This is a genomic window from Crossiella sp. SN42, assembly GCF_023897065.1.
In the GTDB taxonomy this organism is placed as follows: Bacteria; Actinomycetota; Actinomycetes; order Mycobacteriales; family Pseudonocardiaceae; genus Crossiella.
The window spans coordinates 58,089-74,903 of record NZ_JAMHIV010000040.1 but is presented as its reverse complement, the minus strand read 5'-3'; the positions used below and the strand labels follow the sequence as shown (position 1 = coordinate 74,903).

Sequence of the window (16,815 nt, the reverse complement as noted above, 5' to 3'; positions counted from 1 at the left end):
TACGGGGATTCCCCGGCTCGGCCCCCTAGTGGTCGGTGTGCGTCGCTGCCACGATCAAGTCCCCTGCCCTTTCAGCGTTGAGAGGTCACCATGCGTCGCTGTGTGCTGCTCGTGTGCGTCCTGCTGGGCGCGTTGCTGACCCCGGTCGCCCAGGCCGCGCCGCCGGGCAACCGGGATGTGCTGGTGCAGCTGTTCTCCTGGAACTGGAACTCGGTGGCGCGGGAGTGCCGGGACTTCCTGGGGCCGCGCGGTTTTGGCGGGGTGCAGGTCTCGCCGCCGCAGGAACACGTGGTGGTGCCAGGGTTCCCGTGGTGGCAGGACTACCAGCCGGTGAGCTACGGGCTGACCTCCCGGCGCGGCACCGAGTCCGAGTTCAAGGCCATGGTGGACGCCTGCCACGCGGCCGGGGTCAAGGTGTACGCGGACGCGGTGATCAACCACATGACCGGGCAGGACAACGGCGGCACCGGCAGCGGCGGCTCCCGGTTCGGCCACTACGACTACCCGGGGATCTACCAGCACCAGGACTTCAACCACTGCGGCCGCAACGGCAACGACGACATCCAGAACTACCGGGACGCCTACGAGGTGCAGTTCTGCGAGCTGGTCAACCTGGCCGACCTGAAGACCGGCTCGGACTACGTGCGGGACCGGATCGCCGGCTACCTCAACAAGCTGCTGGCCCTCGGCGTGGACGGGTTCCGGATCGACGCGGCCAAGCACATGCCGCCCGGCGACATCGCCGCGGTCAAGGCCCGGCTGTCCCGGCCCGCGTACATCTACCAGGAGGTGATTCCCGGGCCCGGCCAGCCGATCACGCCGGAGCAGTACGCGGGCAACGGGGACCTGCTGGAGTTCCACTACGGCGAGGATCTGGCCAAGGTGTTCAACCAGGAGAAGCTGGCCTACCTGCGCACTTTTGGCGCGCCGCTGCCGAGTGCGACCGCGGTGGTGTTCACCGACAACCACGACACCCAGCGCGGTTCCGGGGTGCTGACCTACCGGGACAACGCGCGCTACGCCTTGGCGAACGCGTTCATGCTGGCCTGGCCGTACGGTTCGCCGAAGCTGATGAGCGGCTACGAGTTCGCGAACAAGGACGAAGGCCCCGCCGCGGAAGCCAACGGCCGCACCAAGGACACCGTGTGCTTCGCCGACCGGTGGCGCTGTGAGCACCGCTGGCAGGTGATCGCGAACATGGTCGGCTTCCGCAACGCGGTGCGCGGCACCGGGGTGAACCACTGGTGGGACAACGGGAACGACGTGATCGCCTTCGGCCGCGGCGACAAGGGTTACCTGGTGCTCAACGACGAGGGGCCGGTGACCGGGCGCTCGTTCCAGACCGGGCTGGCCGCCGGGCGGTACTGCGATGTGGTGCACGGGAACTTCAGCGGCGGCACGTGCAGCGGTCCGGTGTACACAGTGGACAGTGGCGGCTGGTTCCGCGCCGATGTGGGCGCGCAGGACGGGATCGCCTTGCACGTCAACGCGAAGCTGCCCTGATGATCCGCTCGATCCGGTCCACGTCACCGCGTTCGGCGGGCGGCAGCGGCACGCCGAGCGCGGCCCTGGTCGCGGCCGCCCGGCCGAGCAGGGCCGCGGCCAGCTCCGGGTCGGTGGCGGCGTGCGCCCCGGCCAGGCCCTCTTCGCTGAGCGCGATCGCCCTCGGGTCGCCGAACTCCTTGGCCAGCTGGTGGCTCTCGGTGTGCAGGGCCAGCGCGGCCGCGGTGTCGCCGCGCTGTTCGGCGATGAAGCCGAGCTCGGTGAGGATCAGCGCCAGACCGGGGCCGCCGTCGACCTCGCGGCACCAGTCGACCCAGCGGCGCAGGTGCTTCTCGGCCTCGTCCAACCGGCCCTGACGGCGGGCCAGCAGGCCGAGGCCGACCTCGGCGAACTGCTCCCCCGACAGGTTGCCGTGCTGCGCCGCGACCGCCATCGCGCGCCGGTGCAGCTCGGCTGACTCGGTCAGCTCGCCGGTGAGCAGCGCGATCCGGCCGAGCCCGGCCAGCTTGGCGGTGACCGCGGTCCACAGGCCCAGCTCCTCGGCCGAGCGCAGGCCCTCGCGGTGCAGCCGGGCGGCGGCCGGGTAGTCGCCGGTGACCTCGGCGACCGCGGCCAGCTCGCTGGTGGCCTGCACCTGGCCCCAGCGGTCGCCGAGCTCGGCGAAGATCTGGGCGCTGCGCTCGGCGTCCCGGCGCATCCCGGTCAGCTCGCCCTGGAGCAGGGCCTGCGCCGCCCTGGTGCTGAGCGCGGCCGCCTCGCCCCACCGGTCGCCCGCCGCGGTGGACTCGGCCAGCGCCTGGTCGTTGAGCCGCTGGCTGATCGCCGGATCGCCCTTGCCGAGCACCGCGTAGCCGAGCAGCCAGGTGGTCCGGCTGTCCGAAGTGGACAGATCGGCCAGTGGTTCCCCGGTCAGCGAACGGAATCCGGCGCGCCAGGCCTGGACCCGTGCGCGCAGCGCCGGCTCGCCGCCAGTGGTGGCCAGCGCCTGGTCGAAGGCGCGGACCGCCTCGGTGAAGCGGCCGCGCAGGAACCAGTACCAGGCCAGCGCGTCGGCCAGCCGCAACGCTTGCCCGGCCTCGGCGCCGGTGAGCGCGCGGTGCAGGTTCGGCATCTCCCGGTCCAGGCCGTCCAGCCAGCAGCGCTGTCCCTCGCCGTAGAGCTCGGGCGCGGCTTGCTCGGCCAGCGCGAGGTAGTAGTCGCGGTGCCGCTGCCGGAGCCCGGCCAGCTCACCGGACTCGGCGAGCTTGTCCAGGCAGTACGCGGCAACGGACTCCAGCAGCCGGTAGCGCGGGCCGCCGGTGACCAGCGAGCGGTCCACCAGCCGGGACAACAGGTCCAGCACCTCAGCCGGCCGGACCCCGTCACCGGCGCAGACCGCCTCGGCCGCGGCCAGCGTGCAGCCCTCGGCGTGCACGGCCAGGCGGCTCAGCACCAGGCGTTCGGCCGCGGTGAGCAGCTCCCAGCTCCAGTCGATCATCGCGCGCAGCGTCTGCTGCCGGGGCGGCGCACCGCGGTGGCCGGTGGTGAGCAGCCCGAACCGGTCGTCCAGCCGGGCGGCCAGCTCGTCAACCCCGAGCACCCGGACCCTGGTCGCGGCCAGCTCCACGGCCAGCGGCAGCCCGTCCAGCCGGGCGCAGATCGCGGCCACCGCCGGCGTGTTCTCCGGCGTGAGCCGGAAACCGGGCGCGCGGGCGGCGAACAGCGCCACCGCGTGCTCGGGGGCCAGCGGCCGCACCACGTACTGGGTCTCCCCGGCCAGCCCGAGCGCTTCCCGGCTGGTGGCCAGGATGCGCAGCTCAGGGGCGGCGCGCAGCAGGCGCTGGGCCAGGGCGGCGACCGGTTCGAGCACGTGCTCGCAGTTGTCCAGCACCAGCAGCATCCGCTTGCCGCGCACCGCGTCCAGCAGCCGGTCCGCGCTGGGCACGTCCTCCCGCACACCCAGCGCCGCGCTGACCGCCTGCTCCACCTCGGGCCCGTGCCCGGCCAGCTCGACCAGCCATGCACCGTCCACAAAGGACTCTCGACCGGCGGTGGCCAGCGCCAGGCTGGTCTTGCCGACCCCGCCCGGCCCGGTGAGGGTGACCAGCCGCGCCTGCCGCAGCAGCGCGCCCAGCTCGGCGCGTTCGGCCTCCCGGCCGATCAGCTCGGTGAGCGGGGCGGGCAGGGTGGCGCGGCGGCTCAGCTCCGGGTCCTGGCGCAGGATCGCCTGGTGCACCTCGGCCAGCTCGGGACTGGGGTCCGCGCCCAGCTCCTCGGCCAACTGCTCGCGAAACTCGGCATAGCTGGTCAGCGCCTCGGCCTGGCGACCGTCCCGGTAGAGCGCGCGCAGGTACAGGGCGCGCAACCGTTCGCGCAGCGGGTACTCGCGGACCAGCGGGGTCAGCTCGGCCAGCACCGGCTCACCGGCGGCCAGCCGGGCCTGCGCCAGCTGCTCGATCGCGTGCAGCCGGGACTCGGTGAGGCGGTCGGCGTAGCTCCTGGCGAACTCGGCGTCCGGGAAGTCGGCCAGCACCGGCCCTCGCCACAGCGCCAGCGCCCCGGCCAGGTCCCCGCGCTCCAGACAGCCGAGGAAGCGGGTCGCGTCCACCTCCTCCGGCCGGACCCGCAGCAGGTAACCGGGCGGCCGGGACTCCACCCGCTCCGCGCCGATCGCCTTCCGCAGCTGCCAGACCTTGTGCTGCAAGGCCGCCGCCGGGTTGGCCGGTGGCCGCTCGCCCCACAGGTCCTCGACCAGCCGGTCCGCCGACACCGGGTGGCCCGCGTGCACCAGCAGCACCGCCAGCAGCGCGCGCACCTTGGCCTCCGGCACCCGCACCGGGGTGCCCTCCGCCGTCCACACCACCAGCGGCCCTAGCACCCCAAAACGCACGACTCACGGTAACCCGCGAGACGACCGAGAGAAGACCGAGAGCGGGCCTGGGCACGGTGGTGCCAACGCAACAGAGAGGACCACAATGACCAACCCCACCAGCGTCGCGGTGCTCGGCCTCGGCAACATGGGCAGCGCGCTGGCCGCGGCCTTCCTCGCCGCGGGCCACCCCACCACGGTGTGGAACCGCACCCCGGCCAAGGCGCAGCCGCTGGCCGCCAAGGGCGCGAGCGTGGCCGCCACCGCGGCCGAGGCGGTCGCCGCCGCCGAGGTCACCGTGATCTGCCTGTCCGTCTACGACACCGTGCTGGCCACCCTGGAGAGCGCGGACCTGGACGGCAAGGTGCTCGTCAACCTCACCAACGGCACCCCGAACCAGGCCCGCGAGGCCGCCGTGGCGTTCACCAAGCGCGGCGCGAGCTACCTCGACGGCGGGATCATGGCGATTCCGGAGATGATCGCCCAGCCCAGTGCGCTGATCTTCTACAGCGGCGCGCCGGAGACCTTCCAGGCGCACCAGGAGCTGCTGGCCGCGCTCGGCCCGGCCAAGTTCCTCGCCGCCGACCCCGGCCTGGCCTCGCTGTACGACCTGGCGCTGCTCAGCGGCATGTACGGGATGTTCGCCGGGGCCTACCACGCGATGACGCTGACCGGCACCGAAGGCGTGCCCGCCGTGGAGATCACCGAGCTGCTCATCCCGTGGGTGACCGCGATGACCGGCGCGCTGCCCATGATGGCCGAGGAGATCGACCGGGGTGACTACCTCGGCGAGGAGTCCAGCCTCCAGGTCAACAAGGACGGGCTGGACAACATCCTCACCGCCAGCTGGCAGCAGGGCATCTCCGCCGAGCTGCTGGCCCCGTACCAGGCGCTGATCGCCCGCAAGCTGGCCACCACCGACGCCAGGACCAGCGTGAACTCGATCGTGGAGCTGCTGAAGTGAAGTACGAGGGCAAGAAGGCCGTGGTCACCGGCGGCACCCACGGCATCGGCCTGGCCGTGGTCAAGGCGCTGCTGGACGGCGGCGCGGAGGTGGTGCTGACCGGCCGCAACGAGCGCACCATCGAGGCCGCCCGGACCGAGCTGGCCGGTCGCCCGGCGCACGTGGTCCGCTCGGACGCGGCCAGCCTGGCCGACATCGCCGCTCTCAGCGACCTGGTCGCGGACACCTTCGGCACGGTCGACCTGGTGTTCGTCAACCACGGCTACGCCGAGACCGGCCCGATCGACTCGGTCACCGAGCAGGTCTACGACCGCATGTTCGACATCAACGCCAAGGGCTCGTTCTTCACCGCGCAGCGGCTCGTGCCACTGGTCGCCGACGGCGGCTCGATGGTGTTCACCAGCGCGGTGCTGGACGGCATGGGCTGGCCGGACGTCACGGTGGCCACCATGTCCAAGGCCGCGGTGCGGGCGCTGGCCCAGGCGCTGGCCGCCGAACTGCTGCCGCGCGGGATCAGGGTGAACACGGTCAGCCCCGGGTTCACGCTGACCCCGACCATGGGTTTCGCCACCATGACCGAAGCCGACCAGGCGGCCAACCTGGAGGCGGGCAACGCGCTGACCCCGATGGGCAGGCATGCCCGGCCCGAGGAGATCGCGGCGGCGGTGCTGTTCCTGGCCTTCGAGGCGACCTTCACCACCGGCACGGTTTTTGCCGCCGATGGCGGGCTCGGGCACGTCGAGAAGGCGTGACCGGCTCCGACCAGGTGGCATGAACCGAAAGCTGAACATCGCCCTGTGGATCGCGCAGGGCCTGATCGCCGCCCTGTTCCTCTTCGGCGCCTACCCCAAGCTCACCGGCGAGCCGATGGTGGTCGCGGGCTTCGCGGCGATGGGGCTCGGCGAGGGCATGGTGGTCTTCGTCGGGCTGTGCGAGCTGGCCGGGGCGATCGGCATCTTGATCCCGGTGCTGACCAGGTGGGCCGCGTCAGGCCTGGTCGCGCTGCTCATCGGCGCGGTGGTCCTGGGGGTCTCCGCCGGTGGGCCCGCCGCCGCGCTGTTCCCGGGAGCGACGCTGCTGGTGGTGGCGGGGGTGGCCTGGGGCCGCTGGTCAGCGCCCCGGGGTCACCAGGCCTGACTCGTAGGCGACCATGACCAGCTGCGCGCGGTCCCTGGCCCGCAGCTTGGTCATGATCCGGCTGACGTGGGTGCGCGCGGTGGCCGGGCTGATCACCAGCGCGGTGGCCAGCTCCTCGTTGGACAGCCCGCCGGCGACCAGGGTGAGCACCTCGCGTTCCCGGCTGGTCAGCGCCGCCATCACCTTCGGGTCCGGGCGGCGCTGGGCCGGGCGGTGCGCGAACTCGGCGATCAGGCGGCGGGTGACGCTCGGTGCGAGCAGCGCGTCCCCGGCCGCCACCACCCGCAGCGCCTGCAGCAGGTCGGCGGGCTCGGTGTCCTTGAGCAGGAAGCCGCTGGCCCCGGCGCGCAGGGCCTCGAAGACGTACTCGTCGGCGTCGAAGGTGGTCAGCACCAGCACCCTGACCTCGGCCAACGCCGGGTCCGCGGTGATCGCCCTGGTCGCTTCCAGTCCGTCCAGGCCGGGCATCCGGATGTCCATCACCACCACGTCCGGCAGCTCGCGCCGGGCCAGCTCGACCGCGGCCGCGCCGTCCGCCGCTTCCCCGCAGACGGTGAAGTCCTCCTCGGTCTCCAGCAGCACCCGGAACCCGGCCCGGACCAGCCGCTGGTCATCGGCCAGCACCACCCTGATCACCTCGGCAGCACCGCCCGCACCAGCCAGCCGCCCTCGGCCGGTCCGGCGGTGAGCGCCCCGCCCAGCGCGGCGGCCCGCTCCCGCATCCCGCGCAGCCCGTTGCCCGGCGGCGCCTGCGCCGGATGCGGGCCGTCATCCCGCACGGACAGCTCGAAGGCGGTGTCCGAGTGCTCGAAGTGGATGGTCACCGAGCTGGCCTCCGCATGCCGGACGATGTTGGTCAGGGCTTCCTGGGTGATCCGGAAGGCGGCCGCGTCCACCGCGGAGGGCAGCTCGCCGATCTCCCCGCTGACCTGCACCGACAGCCCGGCGGCGGTGGCCGAGTCGAGCAGTTCGGGCAGCCGGGACAGGCTCGGCGGCGGGGCCCGGTCCGGCTCGCCGCGCACCACCGCGAGGGTGGCCCGCAGGTCGGTCAGCGCGGACCGGCTGGCCTCCTTGATCGCCAGCAGCGCCTTGTGCGCCTCCTCCGGCCGCCGCTGCGCCACGTGCGCGCCCACGCCGGCCTGCACGTTGATCACCGCCAGGCTGTGCGCGACCACGTCGTGCACCTCGCGGGCGATGGCCAGCCGCTGCTCCTCGGCCTCACGCAGGCCGCGTTCGGCGCGGCGCTCCCGGTTGGCCCGCAGCAGCAGGCCCAGCGAGATCACCGCGACCAGCCAGGACCCGGCGGCCAGCCCGACCCAGCCCCAGGTGGCCAGCGGCCGGTCCACCTCCCCCACCGCGAACACCGCCAGCGCGGCCGCCCCGCCGAGCAGCGCGCGCGGCAGCCCGGCCTCGGCGGCCACGGTGAACAGCGCCACCGTGGGCAGCAGGATCGCCGGGCCGTCCGGGTAGCCGAACCAGTAGTACGGGAAGACGGTGGCCAGGGTCGCCGCGAGCACGGTCAGCGGGAAGCGGCGGCGGAACACCAGCGCGAGCGTCCCGGCCAGCAGCAGCGCGATGCCGCCCAGGTCCAGCCCCCGGTTGCCGGGCTCGTCGAGCAGCGAGTACACCGCGATGACCACCAGCACCAGCGCGGCGATCAGCAGGTCCCACAGGCGAGGCACGCACAGACGGTACGGCAGCCAGATGAAGGTCGTTTCATGAACGACTCACGAACGGCTCAGTTCCGCGGCACAGGCTGGTCCTCATGTCCGCGACCCTCGAACTCGCCCCGCCGCTGGCGGAAGCGCCCACCGAGCCGCTGCCCCGGCGGCCGCGTCGCCGCTGGTGGCCGGTGCTGCTGGTGGCGCTCGCGCTGGCCGGCCTGGCCGCGGCGCTGCACTTCGGCGGGACCGGGCTGTCGCTGCCGGGTCAGGCCACCCTGCTGGTGTTCACCGCCGCGGTCGCCGCCTGGACGCTGACCAGGATCGACGACACCTACGTCGCGCTGGCCGCCGCGCTGGTGCTGGTGCTGCTCGGCGTGCTCAGCGGCGAGCAGCTCTTCGCCACCCTGGGCGGCGAGACCATCTGGCTGCTCATCGCCGCGTTCGTGCTGGCCGCCGGGATCGGCGCGAGCGGACTGCCGACCAGGGTGGCGGTGGCGCTGATCGGCAGGGCCCGGTCGGTGCGCGGACTGGCGCACCTGGTCACCGCGGCGCTGCTGCTGAGCGCCTTCGCCATCCCGGCCACCTCCGGCCGGGCCGCGCTGGCGGTGCCGGTGTTCCTGGCGCTGGCCGGGACGCTGCGCGAGCGGCCGAGGCTGGTGCGGGCGCTGGCCATCCTGTTCCCCACGGTGATCCTGCTGTCCGCGGTGGCCACCCTGATGGGCGCGGGCGCGCACCTGGTCACCACCCAGCTGCTGACCGCCGCGACCGGCAGCGGCATCGGCTTCGGGCAGTGGCTGCTGCTCGGGCTGCCGCTGGCCGTGGTCAGCTCGCACCTGGCCGCCGAGCTGGTGCTGTTCCTGTTCACCCGCCGCGCCGACCGCCGCGGCGGCCTCCGCCTCGACCTGGACGAGATCCGCCCGCCCAAGGGCCTGACCGGCCCGGAACGCAGGGCCGCGGTTCTGCTGGCCGGGGTCTCGCTGGCCTGGGCCAACGAACCGCTGCACGGCATCTCGCCCGCGGTGGTCGCGCTGATCGGCGCGCTGCTGATCAGCTCGCCGCGCTTTGGCACCGTCCAGCTGAACAAGGCCCTGGCCGGGGTGCCCTGGTCGCTGCTGGTGTTCATGGCCGCCACCGCCGCCCTCGGCGCGGCGCTGATCTCCTCCGGCGCGGCCGCCTGGCTGGCCACCGCGCTGCTCGGACCGGTGCACAGCCCAGTCATATTCCTGGTGGTGGTCGTGCTGGTCAGCACCGCCGCGCACCTGGTGATCCAGTCCCGCTCGGCCCGCTCCTCGGTGCTGGTGCCGCTGGTCATCCCGGCCGCGATCGCGCTCGGGCTCAACCCGGTCGCGGTGGCCTTCGCCTCCACCGCGGCGGCCGGCTTCTGCCACACGCTGTCCTCCTCGGCCAAGCCGGTGGCGATGTTCGCGCACCTGGACGGCGTGCCCACCTACGGCCGCGCGGACCTGCTGCGGCTCTCGCTGCTGCTCGGCCCGCTCACGGCCGGCCTGGTCCTGTTCTTCGCGCTCTCGGTGTGGCCGTTGCTCGGCCTGAACTGGAGGTAGTCATGCGTTTTGTCGTCGCTCCGAGTGGGTTCAAGGAGAGTCTGGACGCCGAAGCGGTCGCCGAGGCCATCACCGCCGGGATCCGTCGCGTGGTGCCGGGCGCGGTCGTCGACCCGGTGCCGCTGGTCGACGGTGGCGAGGGCTCGGCCCGCACGCTGGCCGCCGCAGGCGGTGGCGAGCTGGTCCCGCTCACCGTGACCGGCCCGGTCGGCAAGCCGGTGCGCGCGCACCTGGCGGTGATCGGCGAGACCGCGGTGGTGGAGATGGCCGCCGCGGCCGGGCTCCGCCTGGTGCCGCCGGCGATGCGCCAGCCCGGCGCCACCACCACCTACGGCGTCGGTGAGCTGATCAAGGCCGCGCTGGACGCCGGGTGCACGCGCATCCTGATCGGCTGCGGTGACTCCGGCACCTGCGACGGTGGCGCGGGCGCGCTGCAGGCCCTCGGTGCGCGGCTGCTCGACGGCGACGGCGCGGAGCTCGGCCGCGGCGGCGACGCCCTGCTCGCGCTCAAGGACATCGACGTCAGCGGCCTGGACCCGCGGCTGGCCGAGGTCACCATCACCCTGGCCTGCAACCAGCACAACGTGCTCTGCGGCGAACAGGGCGTGGCCAGGGTTTTCGGCCCGCAGAAGGGCGCGCGGCCGCTGGACGTCGAGCGCCTGGCCGCCGCGATGGACCGCTGGGCGGTGGTGCTGCACGAGAAGTTCGGCGTCGACCTGGCCACCGCGCCCGGCAGCGGCGCCTCCGGCGGGCTCGGCGCCGGACTGGCCGCGGTGCTCGGCGCGGAACTGCGGCCGCGCTTCGAGGTGCTGCTGGACCACCTGGACCTGGACCGGCGGCTGGCCGCGGCCGACCTGGTGATCACCGCCGAGGGCGCGATCGACTTCCAGACCCCGCGCGGCAAGATCCCGTCCGAGGTGGCCAGGCGGGCCAAGCGGTTCGGCAAGCCGGTGATCGCGCTGGCCGGCACCATCGGCAAGGGCGCCCGGCACAACTACGACGTGGGCATCGACGCCTACGCGGGCATCCTGGCCGCCCCGGTGCCGCTGGCCGAGGCGATCGACCGGGCAGCCGAACTGCTCACCGACGCCACCGAGCGCACGTTGCGCCTGGTCCTGGTGGGCGCGGCGCTAGCGACCGACCGCGTAACCCTGGGCACCGCGGGCGTTGGCGGCCCCGCGCAGCAGGCCGGTGTCTGGATCCCGTGACACCGCGGACAACCGGCCGAGCGCCCACGGCCCGGCGTCGAGCACCGAGTGCCCGCGCCGGGCCAGCTCGGCGAAGGTCTCCGCGCCCAGCCGGGACTCCGCGACCAGCTCGCCCGGCTGCCAGCTGCGCGGGTAGAACGAGGACGGGAACGCGGTGGAGTGCCAGGCCGGGGCGTCGATGGCCGCTTGCAGGTTCAGCCCGGCGCGGGTGTGCGCCAGCCAGAAGCACAGCTGCCACTGGTCCTGCTGGTCCCCGCCGGGCGTGCCGAAGGCCAGCACCGCCTCGCCACCGCGGCTGGCCAGCGAGGGCGAGAGCGTGATGCGCGGCCGCTTGCCGGGAGCCAGTACGTTCGGGTGCCCCTCCTCCAGCCAGAACATCTGCGCCCTGGTGCCCAGGTTGAAGCCCAGCGCCGGGATGTGCGGCGAGGACTGGAGCCAGCCGCCGGAAGGGGTGGCCGAGACCAGGTTGCCCCACCGGTCCACCACGTCCACGTGCACGGTGTCGCCCCTGGTCGCCCCGGTGCGGGAGACCGTGGGCTCGCCCACCCCCATCGCGGTGTCCATCTCGCCCGCGGTGTTCCCGACCCCGCGTCCTTCCGCGACGAAGGCGGGCAGCCTGCCGTCCAGGCCTGGCCGCAGCTCCAGCGAGGCGGTCGCGCCCAGCAGCTCCCGCCGCCGCGCCGCGTACTCCGCCGAGACCAGCCGGTCCAGCGGCACCTCCGGGCTGTCGCCGTACCAGGCCTCCCGGTCGGCGAAGGCCAGCTTGGCCGCCTCGGTGGCCAGGTGCACGGTGTCCGCGCTCGCCACACCGTCCACATAGGACAGATCCAGCCCGTCGAGCAGCCGGAGCTGTTGCGCCAGCACCGGTCCCTGGCTCCACCGCCCGAGCTTGTGCAACGTCCAGCCGCCGGCCAGGTCCACGCTGACCGGGGTGTCGTAGCTCGCCGACCACCCCGCCATATCCGCCGCGGTGAGCACACCGGCGTGCCTGCGGCCCGAGTCGTCGCGGAACTCCTGGCGCGCGAACCGGTCGATCTCCTCCGCGACAAAGCCCTGGTACCAGGCCCGGCGCGCCGCCTCGATCTGCGCCTCGCGGTCCGCCCCTGCCGCCTCCGCCTCGGCGAGCAGGCGCTCCAGGGTGTCCGCCAGCGCGGGATTGCGCAGCCGGGTGCCGGGCTGGGCGGCGGGCAGCCACTGCGCGGCCGAGGTCGGCCAGTGCTCGCGGAAGAGCTGCTCGACCACCTCGATGGTCGCGGTGATCCGCTCCACCACCGGGAAACCGTTGCGCGCGTAGCCGATCGCGTAGTCCAGCACCTGCCGCAACGTGCGGGTGCCATGATCCCGCAGCAACAGCAGCCAGCCGTCCCACGCGCCGGGGATGGTCGCGGCCAGCAACCCGGTGCCGGGCACCAGTTCCAGCCCGAGATCGCGGTAGTGCGCCAGCGTCGCTCCGGCAGGCGCGACCCCTTGTCCGCACAGCACCCGCGGCGCCTGCCCGGCCGCGGCGAAGATCGCCGGAACCTCGCCACCGGGCCCGTTCAGGTGCGGTTCCACCACCTGGAGGGTGAACCCGGCGGCCACCGCCGCGTCGAAGGCGTTGCCGCCGTCCTCCAGCACCGCCATCCCGGCGGCCGAGGCCAGCCAGTGCGTGGAAGCGACCATGCCGTGGGTGCCGAGGAGCTCCGGCCGCGTGGTGAACACGCTGTTGAACCTAGTAAGTGGGAGCCGAGTGCTTCCAGTAGCCGCAGAAGTAGATCGACTCCTTGGGCACGCCGCGATCGCGCACCAGGTGCCGCCGGACCGCGGTGACCATGCCGGACTCACCGGCCACCCAGGCGTAGACCTCGCCGCCGGGCAGTTCGGCCGCGCGCAACGTGCGGGCCACGATGTCGCTGGTCCCGGCGTGCTGACCGGCCCGGTGCAGCCAGGTCAGTTCCAGGTCGGCCGCGCTGTCGAAGCGCTGCTCCTCGGCGTCGTTGGCGATCTCCACGAAGACCTTCGCCTTGGTGCCGGCCGGCATGGACTCCACGATGGAGCCGATCGCGGGCAGCGCGGTCTCGTCGCCGATGATCAGCTGCCAGTCCGCGCCGGGCGTCGGCCGGTACCCGGCCCGCTCGCTGCGCAGGCCGATCCGCTGACCGGGCTCGGCCCGGTTCGCCCAGCGTGCGGCCGGTCCGGTCTCGCCGTGCAACACGAAGTCGATGTCCAGCTCGCGGCGTTCCGGGTCGTAGCGGCGCACGGTGTAGTTGCGCACCACCGGCCGGATCTCCTCGGGCATGCTCTGCACCTCGGTCCACCAGTCCGGGCTGCTGGGCAGCACCGGGGCGTCCTGGCCGGAGGCGGGGAAGAAGGTGCGCACCAGGTGATCGGGACCCTCGTAGCCGAAGCGGTCCAGTTCCGGCGCGGCGAGCGTCACCCGGGCCAGCCCTGGGCTGGGGCGACGCACCTGGGAGACCTCCGCCAACAGGGCGGGTCGCTCCTTCTCCTCTGCGAGCATAGGTAAGGCTAACCTGCGCGCCGGAAGGCTGCACACGGGCGTGACTCGTGTCACGCCACCGGGCTACGCCCCACCCCGTGCCAGGCCAGCCCGGCCCGCCGCAACACGTCGGCGTCGAGCAGGTTCCTGGTGTCCACCACGGCTTTCCCGGCCAGCAGACCGGCCAGCCTCGGCCAGTCCAGGGTGCGGAACTCCGGCCACTCGGTGAGCAGCACCAGGCCCACCGCGCCGTCCGCCGCCTGGTACGGATCGCTGACCACGCGCACCGCGTCGGTCACGCCGGGCACCGCGGCCGGGATGCCCGGGTCGAAGGCGACCAGCTCGGCGCCCTCGGCGCGCAGCTTCTCCGCCACCGCCAGCGCGGGCGAGTCCCGCAGGTCGTTGGTGCCCGCCTTGAACGCCAGGCCCAGCACGGCCAGCCGCACGCCGCTCAGCTCACCGCCGACCGCGGCGCGGATCTTGTCCACCATCCGGTCCCGCTGCCGGGTGTTGGTGTCGATGGAGGCGCGCAGCAGCATGAAGTCGAAGTCCACCGCCTCGGCCACCTGCACCAGCGCGTGCGTGTCCTTGGGCAGGCAGGAGCCGCCCCAGCCGGGGCCGGGCTGCAGGAAGGACTGGCCGATCCGGCGGTCGTAGCCCATGCCCTCGGTGACGTCGCCGACGTCCGCGCCCAGCCGCTCGCACAGCTCGGCCATCGCGTTGACGTAGGACAGCTTCATGGCCAGGAAGCAGTTGGCCGCGTACTTGACCATCTCCGCGCTGGGCGCGTCGGTGAACACGGTGGGCGCGCCGAGCTTGGCGTAGAGCGCGGCCACCCGCTCGGCCGCGTCCTGGGCGCTGGAGCCGACCACGATCCGGTCCGGGTTGAGGAAGTCGTGCACCGCGGTGCCCTCGCGCAGGAACTCCGGATTGCTGACCACGGCCACGTCGGGCCGGTCCAGCAGCTCGTGCACCCTGGCCGCGGTGCCCACCGGCACGGTCGACTTGTTGACCACCACACACCCGCTGGGCAGCAGCTCGCGCACCTCGGCGATCACCGACTCCACCGCGGCCAGGTCCGCCGCGCCACCCTCGCCCATCGGCGTGGGCACGCACAGGAACACCACCTCGGCGCCCTCCACCGCGTGCCGCGCGCCGAGGACGAACTCCAGCCGCCCCGCGGCCAGCCCGGACTGCACCAGCTCGGCCAGCCCCGGCTCCAGGATGGTCACCTCACCGGCCTTGAGCCGGGCCACCTTGGCCGCGTCCACATCGGCGCAGATGACCTTGTGCCCCAGTGAGGCGAGACAGGCGCCGGTGGTCAGGCCGACGTATCCGGATCCGACGACGACGATTCGCCGTGCGAACACACTCCACCCCCGCGTTGGGTTGGTTCTGGTCCTCGGGCGAACAGGTCCTCCTCCCGTGGATCTTGTACGTGAGCGTCGGAGTCCAGTCCGTTCCCGGCGGTGCCGCCGGAGCGGCCTCGTACTGGGCGTACTTGGTCGTTCCGGCGGTGCCGCCGGGGACGGACTGGACTCCGACGATCGCGTGCAAGATCCACGGGAGGAGGACCTGACCCGTTCGGGCGCATCCTGACACCGCAGCACGGGGATGGCCAGCCAACCGTTCGGTGGCTCCGGTCACGACTGTGAACGGGGAGTGACTGGAATGTCACTCGACACGTAGGGTGCACGCTCGTGGACCAACGACGGTTGGGTGATTCTGGGCTGGTGGTCAGCGCGGTCGGGCTCGGCTGCAACAACCTCGGGCGGCCGGGGACCGCGACCGAGACGCTGGCGGGCGCCAGGTCGGTTGTCGATGCCGCGCTGGAGGCCGGCATCACCTTCTTCGACGTCGCCGACGTCTACGGCGCCCCGCGCGGGCGCAGCGAGGAGCTGCTCGGCCAGGCCCTCTCCGGGCGGCGCGAGCACGCGGTGATCGCGACCAAGTTCGGCATGGACATGCAGGGCACCAACGGCCCCGACTTCGGCGCCCGCGGTTCCCGCCGCTACGTCCGGCGCGCGGTGGAGTCCTCGCTGCGGCGGCTGGGCACCGACTGGATCGACGTCTACCAGCTGCACCGGCCGGACCCGCTGACTCCGCTGGAGGAGACGCTGTCCGTGCTGGACGACCTGGTGCACGAGGGCAAGATCCGCTACGTCGGGCACTGCAACCTGGCCGGCTGGCAGATCGCGGACGCGAGCTGGAGCGCGAGCGCCGCGAACCTGACCGCGCCGGTGTCCGCGGAGAACCACTACTCGCTGCTGGAACGCGAGTCCGAGCGCGAGATCATCCCGGCCTGCCTGCGCTTCGGCCTGGGCCTGCTGCCCTACTTCCCGCTGGCCAACGGCCTGCTCACGGGCAAGTACGACCGGGACACCAAGCCGCCGGAGGGCAGTCGCCTGGCCGGAAGGGAACGGTTGCTCGCGGACGCGCCGTGGGACCGGATCGACCGGCTGCGCCGCTTCGCCGAGGAGCGGGACCTGAGCATGGTGGAGCTGGCCATCGGCTGGCTGGCCGCGCAGCCCGCAGTGGCCTCGGTGATCGCGGGCGCGACCAGCGCGGAGCAGGTCACCCAGAACGCCTCGGCCGCGGAGTGGGCGCCCACTGCGGCGGACCTCACTGAGATCGACGCCATCTGTCCGCCGGGCCGACGTTAACGACGGCTAACCTCTCCGGCATGCAGATCACCGACACCGCTGCCATCGTCACCGGTGGCGCGTCCGGCCTGGGTGGGGCCACCAGCCGTGCCCTGGTCGCCAAGGGCGCCCGCGTCTTCGCCCTGGACCTGCCGCAGGCCATCGAGAAGGCCGAGCAGGTCGACGGCATCACCTACGTGGCCGCCGACGTCACCGACGCCGAGCAGGTCAAGGCCGCCGTCGAGCAGGCAGCCGCGGGCGCGCCGCTGCGCACCGTGGTCAACTGCGCCGGGGTCGGCTGGGCTGGCCGGATCGTGAACAAGCAGGGCGAGCCGCACGACTACGACCTGTTCCGCAAGGTCGTGGAGATCAACCTGATCGGCAGCTTCAACGTGCTGCGCCTGGCCGCGGCCGCGATGGCCAAGACCGAGGCGGTGGACGGCCAGCGCGGCGTGGTGATCAACACCGCGTCGGTGGCCGCCTTCGACGGGCAGATCGGCCAGGTGGCCTACGCCGCGTCCAAGGGCGGCGTGGTCGGCCTGACCCTGTCCTCGGCCAGGGACCTGGCCACCTTCGGCATCCGGGTGATGACCATCGCGCCCGGCATCATCGACACCCCGATGCTGGCCGGGGTCACCGAGGAGTTCCGCGCGGCCCTCTCCGCCGGGGTGCCCTTCCCCAAGCGCCTGGGCACGCCCGCCGAGTACGCGCAGCTCGCGGTCATGATCGTCGAGCACGACTACCTCAACGGCGAGGTCATCCGGATGGACGGCGCGCTGCGGATGGCGCCGCGTTAGGTCTGGCGGACGGT

Annotated in this window: 14 protein-coding genes; 8 read left to right on the top strand and 6 right to left on the bottom strand. The window is 73.2% G+C overall.

Annotated elements, in window-relative coordinates:
• Window positions 1–90: 90 nt before the first annotated feature.
• Complete coding sequence (locus M8C13_RS37325; protein ID WP_252485518.1) at window positions 91–1,503, top strand: alpha-amylase family protein; 1,413 nt, start codon at window positions 91–93, stop codon at window positions 1,501–1,503.
• Here M8C13_RS37325 and M8C13_RS37320 read toward each other — a convergent pair.
• Window positions 1,484–4,372 (bottom strand): BTAD domain-containing putative transcriptional regulator, encoded by a 2,889-nt coding sequence (locus M8C13_RS37320; RefSeq protein WP_252485517.1) that lies wholly within the window; start codon window positions 4,370–4,372, stop codon window positions 1,484–1,486. The two genes, M8C13_RS37325 and M8C13_RS37320, sit on opposite strands and share 20 nt — an antisense overlap.
• Before the next feature lie 85 nt (window positions 4,373–4,457).
• Between M8C13_RS37320 and M8C13_RS37315 the strand changes: the two genes are divergently transcribed.
• Genes M8C13_RS37315 through M8C13_RS37305 form a run of 3 tightly spaced genes read left to right on the top strand, consistent with a single transcriptional unit; the run spans window position 4,458 to window position 6,452 of the window.
• Window positions 4,458–5,315 carry an NAD(P)-dependent oxidoreductase gene (locus tag M8C13_RS37315; RefSeq protein ID WP_252485516.1) on the top strand — a complete coding sequence of 286 codons (858 nt, stop codon included), beginning with the start codon at window positions 4,458–4,460 and terminating at the stop codon, window positions 5,313–5,315.
• On the top strand, window positions 5,312–6,067 hold the full coding sequence (locus tag M8C13_RS37310; RefSeq protein WP_252485515.1) for an SDR family oxidoreductase: 756 nt from the start codon (window positions 5,312–5,314) through the stop codon (window positions 6,065–6,067). The genes M8C13_RS37315 and M8C13_RS37310 overlap by 4 nt, the downstream gene beginning before the upstream one ends.
• A 19-nt stretch (window positions 6,068–6,086) precedes the next feature.
• The gene (locus tag M8C13_RS37305; protein ID WP_252485514.1) at window positions 6,087–6,452 is read left to right on the top strand and encodes a DoxX family protein; all 366 of its coding nucleotides are present in this window, start codon (window positions 6,087–6,089) and stop codon (window positions 6,450–6,452) included.
• Here the strand turns inward: M8C13_RS37305 and M8C13_RS37300 are convergent.
• Window positions 6,426–7,088: a response regulator transcription factor gene (locus M8C13_RS37300; protein ID WP_252485513.1), complete on the bottom strand. Its 663-nt coding sequence runs from the start codon at window positions 7,086–7,088 to the stop codon at window positions 6,426–6,428. The two genes, M8C13_RS37305 and M8C13_RS37300, sit on opposite strands and share 27 nt — an antisense overlap.
• Complete coding sequence (locus M8C13_RS37295; RefSeq protein WP_252485512.1) at window positions 7,085–8,134, bottom strand: sensor histidine kinase; 1,050 nt, start codon at window positions 8,132–8,134, stop codon at window positions 7,085–7,087. Before M8C13_RS37295 ends, M8C13_RS37300 begins: the two co-directional genes overlap by 4 nt.
• 83 nt (window positions 8,135–8,217) lie before the next feature.
• Between M8C13_RS37295 and M8C13_RS37290 the strand changes: the two genes are divergently transcribed.
• Window positions 8,218–9,678 (top strand): SLC13 family permease, encoded by a 1,461-nt coding sequence (locus tag M8C13_RS37290; RefSeq protein ID WP_252485511.1) that lies wholly within the window; start codon window positions 8,218–8,220, stop codon window positions 9,676–9,678.
• A gap of 2 nt (window positions 9,679–9,680) precedes the next feature.
• Window positions 9,681–10,886, top strand: a complete 1,206-nt coding sequence (locus tag M8C13_RS37285) for a glycerate kinase (RefSeq protein WP_252485510.1) — start codon at window positions 9,681–9,683, stop codon at window positions 10,884–10,886.
• Here the strand turns inward: M8C13_RS37285 and M8C13_RS37280 are convergent.
• From M8C13_RS37280 to M8C13_RS37270, 3 genes are read right to left on the bottom strand one after another with little or no spacing between them, the layout of a single operon-like run.
• Window positions 10,809–12,587, bottom strand: a complete 1,779-nt coding sequence (locus M8C13_RS37280; protein WP_252485509.1) for a gamma-glutamyltransferase family protein — start codon at window positions 12,585–12,587, stop codon at window positions 10,809–10,811. The genes M8C13_RS37285 and M8C13_RS37280 overlap by 78 nt on opposite strands.
• Window positions 12,588–12,597: 10 nt before the next feature.
• Window positions 12,598–13,383, bottom strand: a complete 786-nt coding sequence (locus M8C13_RS37275; protein WP_252485508.1) for a siderophore-interacting protein — start codon at window positions 13,381–13,383, stop codon at window positions 12,598–12,600.
• A gap of 50 nt (window positions 13,384–13,433) precedes the next feature.
• Complete coding sequence (locus M8C13_RS37270) at window positions 13,434–14,732, bottom strand: UDP-glucose/GDP-mannose dehydrogenase family protein (RefSeq protein WP_252485507.1); 1,299 nt, start codon at window positions 14,730–14,732, stop codon at window positions 13,434–13,436.
• A 330-nt stretch (window positions 14,733–15,062) separates the two neighbouring features.
• Between M8C13_RS37270 and M8C13_RS37265 the strand changes: the two genes are divergently transcribed.
• Together M8C13_RS37265 and M8C13_RS37260 are read left to right on the top strand one after the other, a co-directional pair.
• Window positions 15,063–16,025, top strand: a complete 963-nt coding sequence (locus M8C13_RS37265) for an aldo/keto reductase (RefSeq protein ID WP_252485506.1) — start codon at window positions 15,063–15,065, stop codon at window positions 16,023–16,025.
• A 20-nt stretch (window positions 16,026–16,045) separates the two neighbouring features.
• Window positions 16,046–16,801 (top strand): SDR family NAD(P)-dependent oxidoreductase, encoded by a 756-nt coding sequence (locus M8C13_RS37260; protein WP_252485505.1) that lies wholly within the window; start codon window positions 16,046–16,048, stop codon window positions 16,799–16,801.
• Window positions 16,802–16,815: the final 14 nt, after the last annotated feature.